This is a genomic window from Pseudogulbenkiania sp. AW2-16, from assembly GCF_056824575.1.
This window is the reverse complement of sequence record NZ_CP157668.1, coordinates 1,977,513-1,989,658: the sequence shown is the minus strand read 5'-3', so window position 1 is coordinate 1,989,658 and position 12,146 is coordinate 1,977,513. Positions and strand designations below refer to the sequence as shown.

At 65.8% G+C, this 12,146-nt stretch carries 14 protein-coding genes; 4 read left to right on the top strand and 10 right to left on the bottom strand.

Annotated elements, in window-relative coordinates:
* Positions 1 to 149: 149 nt before the first annotated feature.
* The 5 genes from lapB to cmk form a co-directional block, all read right to left on the bottom strand.
* Positions 150 to 1,310, bottom strand: coding sequence for a lipopolysaccharide assembly protein LapB (lapB, locus tag ABKF58_RS09750; RefSeq protein WP_173387107.1), 1,161 nt, complete (start codon positions 1,308 to 1,310; stop codon positions 150 to 152).
* Positions 1,311 to 1,381: 71 nt separating this feature from the next.
* Positions 1,382 to 1,675 carry a lipopolysaccharide assembly protein LapA domain-containing protein gene (locus ABKF58_RS09745; RefSeq protein ID WP_008955015.1) on the bottom strand — a complete coding sequence of 98 codons (294 nt, stop codon included), beginning with the start codon at positions 1,673 to 1,675 and terminating at the stop codon, positions 1,382 to 1,384.
* A 145-nt stretch (positions 1,676 to 1,820) separates the two neighbouring features.
* Positions 1,821 to 2,135, bottom strand: coding sequence for an integration host factor subunit beta (locus ABKF58_RS09740; protein WP_008955014.1), 315 nt, complete (start codon positions 2,133 to 2,135; stop codon positions 1,821 to 1,823).
* A gap of 7 nt (positions 2,136 to 2,142) precedes the next feature.
* Complete coding sequence (gene rpsA, locus ABKF58_RS09735; RefSeq protein WP_008955013.1) at positions 2,143 to 3,846, bottom strand: 30S ribosomal protein S1; 1,704 nt, start codon at positions 3,844 to 3,846, stop codon at positions 2,143 to 2,145.
* A 90-nt stretch (positions 3,847 to 3,936) separates the two neighbouring features.
* Complete coding sequence (cmk, locus tag ABKF58_RS09730; protein WP_482584356.1) at positions 3,937 to 4,605, bottom strand: (d)CMP kinase; 669 nt, start codon at positions 4,603 to 4,605, stop codon at positions 3,937 to 3,939.
* A gap of 310 nt (positions 4,606 to 4,915) precedes the next feature.
* Between cmk and aroA the strand changes: the two genes are divergently transcribed.
* Both aroA and ABKF58_RS09720 read left to right on the top strand, forming a co-directional pair.
* Positions 4,916 to 6,214 carry a 3-phosphoshikimate 1-carboxyvinyltransferase gene (gene aroA, locus ABKF58_RS09725; RefSeq protein WP_482584355.1) on the top strand — a complete coding sequence of 433 codons (1,299 nt, stop codon included), beginning with the start codon at positions 4,916 to 4,918 and terminating at the stop codon, positions 6,212 to 6,214.
* A gap of 99 nt (positions 6,215 to 6,313) precedes the next feature.
* Positions 6,314 to 6,769 (top strand): pyrophosphohydrolase domain-containing protein, encoded by a 456-nt coding sequence (locus tag ABKF58_RS09720; RefSeq protein WP_482584257.1) that lies wholly within the window; start codon positions 6,314 to 6,316, stop codon positions 6,767 to 6,769.
* Here ABKF58_RS09720 and ABKF58_RS09715 read toward each other — a convergent pair.
* Both ABKF58_RS09715 and ABKF58_RS09710 read right to left on the bottom strand, forming a co-directional pair.
* Entirely contained in the window at positions 6,766 to 7,212 is a 447-nt protein-coding gene (locus tag ABKF58_RS09715) for a YaiI/YqxD family protein (RefSeq protein ID WP_482584256.1), read from the bottom strand. The two genes, ABKF58_RS09720 and ABKF58_RS09715, sit on opposite strands and share 4 nt — an antisense overlap.
* Before the next feature lie 24 nt (positions 7,213 to 7,236).
* The gene (locus ABKF58_RS09710) at positions 7,237 to 8,121 is read right to left on the bottom strand and encodes a prephenate dehydrogenase (RefSeq protein ID WP_482584255.1); all 885 of its coding nucleotides are present in this window, start codon (positions 8,119 to 8,121) and stop codon (positions 7,237 to 7,239) included.
* Between the two features lie 137 nt (positions 8,122 to 8,258).
* On the opposite strand from ABKF58_RS09710, the gene ABKF58_RS09705 reads away from it, so the two are divergent.
* Positions 8,259 to 8,552, top strand: a complete 294-nt coding sequence (locus ABKF58_RS09705; protein ID WP_482584254.1) for a DUF4936 family protein — start codon at positions 8,259 to 8,261, stop codon at positions 8,550 to 8,552.
* 120 nt (positions 8,553 to 8,672) lie between these two features.
* On the opposite strand, the gene pabC is transcribed toward ABKF58_RS09705, so the two are convergent.
* Together pabC and ABKF58_RS09695 are read right to left on the bottom strand one after the other, a co-directional pair.
* Complete coding sequence (pabC, locus tag ABKF58_RS09700) at positions 8,673 to 9,485, bottom strand: aminodeoxychorismate lyase (protein WP_482584253.1); 813 nt, start codon at positions 9,483 to 9,485, stop codon at positions 8,673 to 8,675.
* Positions 9,485 to 10,126, bottom strand: coding sequence for a chorismate-binding protein (locus ABKF58_RS09695; RefSeq protein ID WP_482584353.1), 642 nt, complete (start codon positions 10,124 to 10,126; stop codon positions 9,485 to 9,487). The genes pabC and ABKF58_RS09695 overlap by 1 nt, the downstream gene beginning before the upstream one ends.
* On the opposite strand from ABKF58_RS09695, the gene ABKF58_RS09690 reads away from it, so the two are divergent.
* Positions 10,029 to 10,844 (top strand): hypothetical protein, encoded by an 816-nt coding sequence (locus tag ABKF58_RS09690; protein ID WP_482584252.1) that lies wholly within the window; start codon positions 10,029 to 10,031, stop codon positions 10,842 to 10,844. The two genes, ABKF58_RS09695 and ABKF58_RS09690, sit on opposite strands and share 98 nt — an antisense overlap.
* 37 nt (positions 10,845 to 10,881) lie before the next feature.
* On the opposite strand, the gene fabF is transcribed toward ABKF58_RS09690, so the two are convergent.
* Positions 10,882 to 12,123, bottom strand: coding sequence for a beta-ketoacyl-ACP synthase II (fabF, locus tag ABKF58_RS09685; RefSeq protein ID WP_008955004.1), 1,242 nt, complete (start codon positions 12,121 to 12,123; stop codon positions 10,882 to 10,884).
* Positions 12,124 to 12,146: the final 23 nt, after the last annotated feature.

Sequence of the window (12,146 nt, the reverse complement as noted above, 5' to 3'; positions counted from 1 at the left end):
ATTTAAAGCCCGCTACAGTCGGCGAGCACGCCAGGACAGCGAGAGAGCCGACAGCACGCAGGAGCCACATGTACCACGTCGTACAGGAAGACTCCACACACCGTCGGTGCTCGGGTTGCCAAGGCGTAGCCGCCTGATGAAATGGGCGCTTAGTGAATCTCCGAGCGGTTGGGGGTGAAGCTCTCCCATTCGCCACAGGCCGGGCAGTGCCAGAAGAAGGCGCGCGAACGGAAGTTGCAGCATTTGCAGCGATGCACGGTGAGCCGCTGCGCATGTTTGGAGACCAGGGTACGAATGACCTCGGCGTCGGCACGGCCTTCCGGCGTCAGCCCGTCCATCTGCGACTCGATCAGCCGGTACACCCCATTCAGGCTGGGCCGGGCATGCACCGCCTCGCGCGCCGCTTCTAGGGCACGCGCCTCCCCCTCGTAGGTGGCGACCTTCTGGTACAACAGATCGGTCAGCTCCAATTGCGGGAAGGTTTTCTGATAGCCGCGCAGCAGTGCAATCCCCTCGCTCGGCTTGCCAAGTTTTTCATACGCGTCGAACAGCCGCTCGGCGGCCATCGACAGGTATTCGAAATTCTGTTTCTCGATGCCCTGCCAGGCGGCGATGGCCTCTTCCAGACGGCCTTCGGCGAACTCGATGTCTCCCAAGATCAGGCTGGCGCGCACGCACTTGCGATTGGCTGCCAGCGCCTCGGTGACGTGACGACGCGCCTCGGGATAATTGGACTTGTACAACTCGCCCTGGGCCAGTTCACAGTGGTACTGGGCCACCTCGTGTTGGTAGGAGTGGGCGTCGCTGCGCAACTCCTTGGCCGTGGCGATGGCCTTCTCCCAATCGCGGTCCTGCTGGTAGATGTCGAGCAGCTGCCGCCGCGCCGAGCGCCCCATGTTGCCACTGAGCAGCTTGAGCAAAATCTCTTCGGCCCGGTCGACCAGGCCGGCCTTGCGGAAGTCCTGTGCCAGTTCGAAACGCACGGCGTCGCGTTGCTCGGACGGCAAGTCGGTCGACTCCAGCATCCGCTGGTGCAAGCGGATGGCACGGTCATTCTCGCCACGCTTGCGGTAGAGCTTGCCCAAGGTCAGCGGCAGTTCCTGCACCGCCGGTTGCTGCCGGGCCACTTCGGCCAGAGCCTTGACCGCTGCCCCACTGTCTTCTTCCACCAGGGCATCGAGACCGCGGAAGAAACCCGCCGGGACTTCCTTTGCCTGCTTCAGCACCGAACGCATGTCGACGCGCGCCGCCAGCCAGCCCAGGGCAAAAAACGCGGGGAACAGCAGCAACCACCACAGATCGAGCTCCAAGGCCATCCTTTCTCTTCAACGACAAAAATACGGCTGCCGCCCGAAGGGGCGGCAGCTTGCAACGGTCATCTTCAATCGGCCAAGGCGTCGCTGGGGTCGTGCACCACGCGCGGCGAAGGCGGTCGATTGCGCAATTCCTTTTTCAGCAGCGACAGCTGCCGGCGCAAGCGCAGGTAGTAGGACAGGGTCGCCAACAGGCCGACCGCCGCTCCGGCAATGAAAAACACCAGCAGAAACACGATCAGCGGCGCGCTCCAGACCTGTCCAAAGAACAGCTTGAAATCGACCTGATGGCTGTTCTGCACCGTCACGGCGATCAGCAGCACCAAGAGGACAAGTTCGATGATACGCAGCACATAGCGCATGGTTTTTCTCGGGGTAAGGAGTAAGCCGGAGTGCAAGTTTAAACGATTGGCTGACACAACCCAAGCCGCGCGGGAGGCGGCAACGAAAAAGCGCCGCGATGAGCGGCGCTTTGCTTGGGCTGGTAAGACAGCAAGGGCAGGCCTTTCAGACCTGCTCCTGGGCAAGCAGCGCGAGATCAACCCGTTCGCGCAGTTCCTTGCCCGCCTTGAAATGCGGCACAAACTTCTCAGGAACCGAGACGCTGCTGCCCGACTTCGGGTTGCGCCCGACCCGCGGCGGCCGGTAGTTCAGATCGAAACTACCGAAGCCGCGGATTTCGATGCGCTGCCCGGTGGCCAGGCTGCCGGCCATCGCATCCAGGATGGTCTTGACGGCCAGCTCAGCATCCTTGTAGACCAACTGAGAATTGCGCTCGGCAAGATGTTCCGCCAGCCTGGCAATCAGCTCAGATTTGGTCATGATGCCATTACTCAGCGTTGTTGCCCGAAGACAGCTTGGCTTTCAGCAGCGCGCCCAGGCTGGTGGTACCAGCGCTGACGTTGGCATCGCTGGCAGCCAGGGAGCGCAGGGCAGCGCCTTCTTCCTGGGCATCCTTGGCCTTGATGGACAGGCTGATGTTGCGGCTCTTGCGATCGACAGCGATGATCACGGCCTCAACTTCGTCACCTTCCTTCAGGTGGGTGCGGATGTCTTCCACGCGGTCGCGGGACACTTCCGAAGCGCGCAGGTAGCCTTCGACGTCACCGTCCAGCTGAATCACGGCGCCCTTGGCGTCCAGCGACTTCACGGTACCCTTGACCAGGGCGCCCTTGTCGTTCATGGCAACGTAGTTGTTGAACGGATCGCCTTCGAGCTGCTTGATGCCCAGGGAGATACGCTCTTTTTCCACGTCGATGGACAGAACAACGGCTTCAACCTCGTCGCCCTTCTTGAACTTGCGCACGGCGTCTTCGCCGGTTTCGCTCCAGGAAAGGTCGGACAGGTGAACCAGGCCGTCGATGCCGCCCGGCAGGCCCACGAACACGCCGAAGTCGGTGATCGACTTGATGGCGCCGACCAGCTTGTCGCCCTTCTTGTAGGTCGCAGCGAAATCGTCCCACGGGTTGGCCAGGCACTGCTTCATGCCGAGGCTGATACGGCGGCGGTCTTCGTCGATCTCGAGGATCATGACTTCGACTTCGTCGCCAACCTGAACCACCTTGGACGGGTGTACGTTCTTGTTGGTCCAGTCCATTTCGGACACGTGCACCAGACCTTCGATACCTTGTTCGATTTCAACGAACGCACCGTAGTCGGTCAGGTTGGTCACCTTGCCGAACAGGCGGGTACCGGACGGGTAGCGACGGGACAGACCAACCCACGGGTCGTCGCCCAGCTGCTTGAGGCCCAGCGAAACGCGGTTCTTTTCCTGGTCGAACTTAAGCACCTTGGCTTCGACTTCGTCGCCCACGGCGAGGACTTCGGACGGGTGCTTGACGCGGCGCCATGCCAGGTCGGTGATGTGCAGCAGACCGTCGATGCCACCCAGGTCAACGAACGCACCGTAGTCGGTGATGTTCTTGACGATACCTTTAACCACAGCGCCTTCGCACAGGGTTTCCAGCAGAGCTTTGCGCTCTTCGCCCAGGGTTTCTTCCAGCACGGCGCGGCGGGATACCACCACGTTGTTGCGCTTGCGGTCCAGCTTGATGACCTTGAACTCGACCTGCTTGCCTTCGTACGGGGTGGTGTCTTTCACCGGACGTACGTCAACCAAGGAGCCCGGCAGGAAGGCGCGGATGCCGTTGACCATAACGGTCAGACCACCCTTGACCTTGCCGCTGATCAGGCCGGACATGATGGTGCCAGCTTCCAGAGCTTCTTCCAGCTCGATCCAGGCGGCCAGGCGCTTGGCTTTTTCGCGCGACAGCTTGGTTTCGCCGAAGCCGTTTTCCAGCGCGTCGATGGCCACGGTCACGAAGTCGCCAATAGCCACTTCGATAACGCCGCTATCGGCCTTGAATTCTTCAACCGGAATCAGCGACTCGGACTTGAGGCCGGCGTTCACGGTTACAAAGTTGGAATCAAGGCCAACAACTTCGGCCGTGATCACTTCGCCTACGCGCATGTCGTGAAGGGTGAGGCTTTCTTCGAACAGCTGGGCGAAGTTTTCCATAGCGAGGGTAGTCATTAAGATTACTCACACGTGCATGCCTTGCGGCACGCGGGTTAGTGGTTGAGATACCGTCTTGCAATGCAGCAAAGACGGGTGCTAAAAAAATTAGAGGCCGGAGGCCTGTTGCTCCCTGAACCACTGAACGACTGCCTCGACCGCTTGGTCGATGGTCAGTTCGGTGGTATCAAGCAGTTTGGCATCCGGCTCCTGGCGCAGGGGGGCGACCGTTCTGGCGGCATCGCGCGCATCACGATCGACTATGTCCTGCTTAATCTTTGGAAGGTTAGCAGATTCCCCCTTGCCGATCAACTGCTTATAGCGCCGGCTGGCTCGCTCGTCGGCACTGGCGGTGAGGAAAACCTTGAGCGTCGCGGTGGGAAACACCACCGAACCCATGTCGCGCCCGTCGGTGACCAGGCCGGGTGCTTGACGGAAGGCGCGCTGGCGCTCGAGCAGCGCTTCGCGCACCGCCGGCAGCGCACCGACACGCGAGGCACCCATGCCGATTTCTTCGCCGCGGATGGCGTCGCCGGCGTCTTCGCCGTCGAGCCAAACCGTGCCGTCGGCAAAGGCGACCGGCAGTTGGCGCGCCGCCTCGGCCAGCGTGGCCTCGTCCTCCATGGGGATGCCGCGACGGATGGCAAGCAAGGCCACCAAGCGGTAGAGCGAGCCGGAATCGAGATAGTGGAATCCGAGCTGGTCGGCCACCAAAGCGGCCACGGTGCCCTTGCCGGAGGCGGAGGGTCCATCGATGGTGATGACGGGTACGGTCATGTCGAGAAAAACCTGAGCAATAAGGTTGGCCGAAGCGAACCGGAAAAAAGGGATCATTCTAGCTCAGCCGACACGGCCCCGGGGCTCGGGAATAGCGCGGCGAGCCACGCGCCGTCCGGGCAAGAGCGGGCAGGAAGAAGAACCGGCCGGGCACGCGCCGTGTCAGTGAGGTCTTCCGCGCCGTCCCGGTGAGCGCTTCCTGGCGGACAGGCCCGGTTTGCCTAGACGGCGGCCACACGGGTACAGTGGAGTGCCGAAGGCGGTACGATCCGATGTCGTGCCGCGATGACCCAGACCGAACCGTTCAAGAATCCGATCCCATGGAACAGCTGCTTCTTTCGCCCTCCCCCGCCTGTCGGGCACCATCCGCCTGCCCGGCTCCAAGAGCATCTCGAACCGCACCCTGCTGCTGGCCGCGCTGGCCCAGGGCAAGACGCTGGTGCGCGAGTTGCTCGACTCCGACGATATCCGCCACATGCTGGGCGCGCTGCGCCTGCTGGGCGTGACCATCGAGCAGGTCGGCGACAGCCGCGACTTCGTGGTGCACGGCGTGGGCGGGGCGTTTCCAGTGAAACAGGCCGAACTGTTCCTCGGCAACGCCGGCACCGCCTTCCGCCCGCTGACCGCGGCGCTGGCGCTGATGCAGGGCGAGTACCAGCTGTCCGGCGTGGCGCGCATGCACGAGCGGCCGATCGGCGATCTGGTCGACGCGCTGCGCGTGGCCGGCGCGGACATCCGTTACCTCGGCAACGCGGGCTTCCCGCCACTGGCGATCGCCCCGGCGGCGATCGACGCCGGCCGGGTGATCCCGGTCAAGGGCAACGTGTCGAGCCAGTTCCTCACCGCGCTGTTGATGGCGCTGCCGCTGACCGGCGAAGCGGTGACTATCGAGGTGGTCGGCGAGCTGATTTCCAAACCCTACATCGAGATCACGCTTAACCTGATGGCACGCTTCGGCGTCAAGGTCGAGCGCCAGGGCTGGCAGCGCTTCACCATCGCCGCCGGCCAGAGCTACCTCTCGCCGGGTGAGATCCACGTCGAGGGCGACGCCTCCAGCGCCTCCTACTTCCTTGCCGCCGGCGCCATCGCCGGCGGGCCGGTGCGGGTGGAAGGCGTCGGTCGCGACAGCATCCAGGGCGACGTCAAGTTTGCCGACACCCTGCGCGAGATGGGCGCGACCATCAGCATGGGCGACAACTGGATCGAGGCCAGCGCCCCGGCCGGCGGCCTCAAGGCGCTCGACGTCGACCTCAACCACATCCCCGACGCCGCGATGACCATCGCCGTGGCGGCGCTGGCGGCCGACGGCACCACCACCATCCGCAACGTGGAGAGCTGGCGCGTCAAGGAAACCGACCGCCTGTCCGCCATGGCCACCGAGCTGCGCAAGGTCGGCGCCGCGGTGGAGGAAGGCCGCGACTACATCCGCATCACCCCGCCGGCGGCGCTGACGCCCAACGCCGAGATCGACACCTACGACGACCACCGCATGGCGATGTGCTTCTCGCTGGTAGCGCTGATGGGCACCCCGGTGGTGATCAACGACCCCAAGTGCGTCGCCAAGACCTTCCCCGACTATTTCGACGTACTGGCCTCGCTGACGCGCTGAGCGCCTGCTTATCGGCACAGGAAAGCGCCCGCCATCGGGCGCTTTTTTCATACAAAAACACCTTATATTGTTATAGACAGGCAAATCGATGACAATATATTGATCCAAATCCACTACTTCAACGCCATGACCGACTTCTTCGCCCTGCGCCGCGAGTTCATGCAGCGCTTCGACCTGACCCCGCCCGCCCAGCCGACGCCGCAGCCGGCCGACCTGACCTTATGGGAAACCATGCTACGCGAGGAACTGGCCGAATTCTGGCAGGCGCTCGCCGAGTACAAGGCGCTGGCCGGCGCGGACGAGGCCGAGCGCGTGCGACGCATGGCGGAGCTCGCCGCCGAAGGAGTGGACGTGATGAACGTGTTGACCGGGCTGTTGCTGTCGCAGGGCCTGCCGGTGGCCGAGATGGCGCGGGAAATCCACGCCGCCAACCTGCGCAAATGCGTCGACGGCCAGGTGCGGCGGCGTGCCGACGGCAAGATATTGAAGCCGGACGGCTGGCAGCCGGCCGACAAGGAAGGGGTGATCCGCGCCGCCCTGCCGCAGGAGCGCTAGCGCCGCCTTGCCAGCAGCCGGTCGAGCTGGGCGGCGAAGGCCCGGCGCTCACGTTGGCCGAAGGGAGCCGGGCCGCCGGTGGCGACGCCGCTGTCGCGCAGCTCGGTCATGAAGTTGCGCAGCGCCAGCGCCTCGCGGATGCTGGCGTCGCTGTACAGCTCGCCGCGCGGGTTGAGCGCCAGCGCCCCCCGCTCCACCACCTGGGCAGCGAGCGGAATGTCGGCGGTGATCACGATATCCCCCACCTCGACCTGCTGCGCGATGTAGTTGTCGGCGACGTCGAACCCGGCCGGCACCTGTACCGTGCGGATATGCGCAGACGGTGGCGTGGCGAGCAAGCGGTTGGCCACCAGCACCAGCGCCGTGGCGGTACGCTCCGCGGCGCGGTACAGGATGTCCTTCACCACCACCGGACAGGCATCGGCATCCACCCAGATCGTCATCGTTCTTGCCCTTTCTTGCATAGCCTATCCCTGGCGCATGAAGCGCTGATTCCACGCCACGCGTGCCGCGCGCGCGGTGTCGAACACCTCGGCCAGACCGGTACCGTCGCCTGCCGCCAACAGGGCATGCAACCGGTCGAGCGCCTCACGGTAATCGTCGAGCTCGGCCAGCAGCGCCGCGCGGTTGGCCAGGCTGATGTCACGCCACATTTCCGGGTGGCTGCCGGCAATGCGGGTGAAGTCGCGAAAGCCGGTGGCGGCGAAGTCGAAGCAGCGCGCGGCGTCGTCCTTGCCGGCGATCATGTCGACGTAGGCAAAGGCCAAGAGATGCGGTAGATGGCTGACGGCGGCGAACACCGCGTCGTGCTCGGCGGCGCTCATCACGTGCACCTTGGCTCCGCAGGCCTGCCACAGGCGGCTCACCAGCTCGCTGGCGTCGGCGCCGGTTTCGGCCAGCGGCGCCAGCACCACCTTGCGGTTTTCGTACAGGCCGTACTGGGCGGCGACGGCGCCGGACAGATCGGAGCCGGCGATCGGGTGGGCCGGCACGCAGCGCGCCAATTGCTGCGGCAGATGCTGGCGGAACAGTGCGACCACGTCGCTCTTGGTGCTGCCGGCGTCGGTGACGATGGTGTGCGCCGGCAAGGTGTCGGCCATGGCCGCCAACAGTGCGCCCATCTGCCCGACCGGCGTGGCGAGCAGCACCATGTCCGCCTGCGTCACCGCGTCGGCGATGTCCTGGCTGATCTCGTCCACCACGCCCAGTTGCAGGGCGCGCTGCAGATTCTCCAGCGTGCGGCCGACGCCGATCACGCGCTCCACCAGGCCGGCGCGCTTGAGCGCCAGCGCAAACGAGCCGCCGATCAGACCGACTCCGACCACCACCAAGGTCTTGATGCCTTGCTGCACCGTTTTTCCCCTTCAACCCGGCAAGACCGCTCCGGCAGGCCGGCGCGGCGTGTGAACTATGGTAAAGGGGCTATCATAAGCGATTTTGCCGGGCGGCTGCCGAGCAAAGGTCGATTCAACATCCCGGGGAGAACACCATGACGCATTCGCTGTACCTGTACTACCAGGTCGCCGTGCCCGACGCCAGGCTATACCAGACGGTGCAGGCGCTGCAGCAGGAGCTGTGCGCGCGCTGCGGGGTGAGCGCGCGGCCGCTGCGCCGGCGCGACGACCCCACTACCTGGATGGAGGTTTACGAAGGAATCGCCGACGACGCGGTATTTGCCGCCACGTTGGCCGAAGCCGAGCAACGCCATAGCATCGCGGCCTTGAGCGGCCCCCGCCACGCCGAATGGTTCCAGCCACTGGACGAAGCCGGCCCGGCGCCCTGAGCGGCGCCGCGTGAAACCGTGCAGCGCCAAGCCGTTGGCGAAAGATCGGAGGGGCGGAATACCGCGAAGTGCATCGTTGCAGGAGCCCGGTGCGCTCCGCGCCACGACCGTGTGTGCTTTTCAGGCCGCCGCCGCGAGCTGTGCCATGAGCGCCCGCAAGGCTTGCGGAATCGGCCAGGTCCGCTCCCCCAGCCGCACCACCGGCCAGATCCCGATCAGGCTGTTGCACAGGAACACCGCCTCGGCGGCGTCGAGATCGGCCAGCGTCAGGCGTGCCTCACGCACCGCCAGGCCGAGCGCCGGGGCGTTGTCCAGCACCCAGGCGCGCAGCGCACCGGCCACGCCGCTGCGGTCGAGCAAGGGCGTGGCGAGTTCGCCACCGCGCAGCAGGAACAGATTGCTCATGGTGCCCTCGACCAGATAACCCTCGCTGTCCAGCAGCAGCCCCTCGTGGATCGCGGGGTCGCTCCATTCCGAGCGCGCCAGCACGTTCTCCAGCCGGTTGAGGTGCTTGATGCCGGCCAGGCATGGCTGCTGGCCGAGGCGCAACTCGCACCGCCGTACCGTCACCCCCTGCTCCGCCAGTTCGGCCGGGTAGCCAGCCCAGGCGTTGGCCGAGACGAGGCGCGTCGGCACCGCGTCGGCCGGCATGGCGTAACCGCGCCGCCCGACGCCGCGCGTCAGCACGATCTTGGCCACCGCGCGCTCCAGACCGGCCGCGGCCAGCGCCAGTTCGGCCAGGACCAGACGCTCGTCCGGCAGCGGCAGGGCCAGCCCAGCGCAGTCTTCGGCCAACCTTTGCCATTGCCAGCGCCACAGCCGGGGCCGGCCGGCCAACAGCTCCAGCGTGCGGTACACGCCGTCGCCGTAGGCCGTGCCGCGATCGAGCGCCGAGACCTGCTCGCCCGGCACGCCGTCGATCAGCATCGCCATCAGCCCTGCTCCACGCCCAGCGCGCGCAGCAGGCCGCGCGCCTTGTGCCGCGTCTCCTGCAGCTCGCGCTCGGGGTCGGAGTCGGCCACGATGCCGCCGCCGGCGCGGAAGCGCAGCTGCTGCCCTTCCTGCATGAAGGTGCGGATAAGGATGTTCAGGTCCATGCTGCCGTCGCGGTTGAGGTAGCCCAGGCTGCCGGTGTAGGCGCGGCGCGCACCGGCTTCCAGCTCGCGGATGATCTGCATGGTGCGCACCTTGGGGCAGCCGGTGATGGTACCGCCGGGGAACAGCGCGCGCAGCACCTCGGCCGGCGTCACCTCGGGGCGCAGCCGGCCGCGCACGTTGGATTCGATGTGGTGCACGTAGGCGTAGCTGGCCACCGCCATCAGCTCGTTCACCTCCACCGTGCCGGGCTGGCTGATGCGGCCGAGGTCGTTGCGCTCGAGGTCGATCAGCATGACGTGCTCGGCGCGCTCCTTGGTGCTGGAGATCAGGCGCTGTTTCAGCGCGGCGTCCTCCGCCGGGTCGGGCGAGCGCGGATGGGTGCCGGCGATCGGCCGTGTCTCGGCCCAGCCGTCCCGGACCCGCACCAGCCGCTCCGGCGACGAGCTGACGATCTGCGCCGCGCCGAAATCGGCCAGCGCCGAGAACGGCGCCGGGTTGGCCTCGGCGCAGCGCGGCGAACAGGTCGGCGGCGCGCACCGCGTCGGCCAGCGTGGCGCGCCAGCCGCGCGAGATGTTGACCTGGAACACGTCGCCTTCGACGATGTAGCGCTTGAGCCGCACCACGGCGTCGGTGTACCAGCTCGGGTCGTCCTCCGTCAGGCTTTGCAGCGCCACCGGGCGCGGCGTGAACGGCGCCACGGCCCCCACCCTGGTGCGCAGTTCCGCCAGCGCCTCAGCGCTTTCCGCCACCAGCCAGCCCTGGCCGGCCGCGCGGTCGAGCAGCACCGCCGCCGGTACGCGCGCGAGCGCCGCCTGCGGGAAGCTGTCCGGCACCCCGGCCGGCACGCTGGGCTCGAACTCCGACAGCAGGTCGTAGCCGAGAAACACGAACCAGCCGCCGACGAAGGGCAAGCGGTGCGGGTTGTCCACCGGCTGCGGCGTGATGGCGCGCACCGCGTCGAGAAACGCGCCGCCCTCGCCGTCGTAAAACAGCCGGGTCTCGCCCGGCAGGGCGAACAGCATGTCCCAGCCCTGCTCGCCAGAAGACATCAGCAGGTAGGGGAAACGGGCCCGGTCGGCGGCGTGCAGCGCCAGCAGATCGGGGGAAACATCGAGTCGTTCGGTAAACATGACCGGTCCTGGGCCCGCGTCGGGACGACGTTGGCCGAAAAAGAAAAACCGCTGCGAGTGTAACGCAGCGGTTTCGGCTGTCAATGACGCTTCAGGACGCTCAGACGCGCTTGAAGACCAGCGTGCCGTTGGTACCGCCGAAGCCGAAGGAGTTGGAGATCGCCACGTTGATCGGCATCTCGCGCGCGGTGTTAGCGACGTAGTCCAGATCGCAACCGCCCTCGACATCCTGTTCGAACAGGTTGATGGTCGGCGGCGACACCTGGTTGTACAGCGCCAGCACCGAGTACAGCGCCTCGACGCCACCTGCGCCACCCAGCAGGTGACCGGTCATCGACTTGGTCGAGTTCACCACCAGCTTCTTGGCGTGATCGCCGAAAGCCAGCTTCAGTGCGGTAGTCTCGTTGGCATCCCCCAGCGGAGTGGAGGTACCGTGCGCATTGACGTAGTCCACCTCGTCCGGGTTGACACCGGCATCGCGCAGCGCGTTCTTCACGCCACGGGCCGGGCCTTCGCTGTTCGGCGCGGTGATGTGGTGCGCGTCCGAACTCATGCCGAAGCCGATCAGCTCGGCATAAATGCGGGCGCCACGCTTCTTGGCGTGTTCGTACTCTTCCAGCACCAGCACACCGGCGCCCTCGCCCATCACGAAACCGTCACGGCCCTTGTCCCACGGACGGGAGGCGGTAGCGGGATCGTCGTTGCGCGTCGACAGTGCCTTCATCGCGGCAAAACCGCCGATGCCCAGACGCGAGATCGCGCCTTCGGCACCACCTGCCACCATCACGTCGACGTCGCCGTACTGGATCAGACGCGCGGCGTCACCGATGCAGTGCGCGCCGGTGGTGCAGGCGGAAACGATGCCGTAGGTCGGCCCCTGGTAGCCCTTGAAGATCGACACGTGGCCGGCGATCAGGTTGACCAGCGAACCCGGGATGAAGAACGGACCGATCTTGCGCGGACCGCCTTCCATCAGGGCCACGCCGGTTTCCTCGATCAGCGGCAGGCCGCCGATGCCGGAACCGATGTTGACGCCGACGCGGGTCTTGTCGAGATCGGGAACGTCCTCGAGCCCGGCATCGGCGATGGCCTGGAAGGCCGCGGCGATGCCGTAATGGATGAACACGTCCATGCGGCGTGCATCCTTCGGCGCGATGTAGTCGCCGATGTTGAAATCTTTCACCTCACCGGCGATCTGGCACGCCAGGTCGCTGGCGTCGAAACGGGTGATGGTGCCGATGCCGGACTTGCCGGCCAGCAGGTTGGCCCAGCCGGAGGCAACATCGTTGCCAATCGGGGACACATGGCCAAGGCCGGTTACTACTACTCTACGTTTGGTCACGGGGCTTTCTCCGCAAAGGCAGG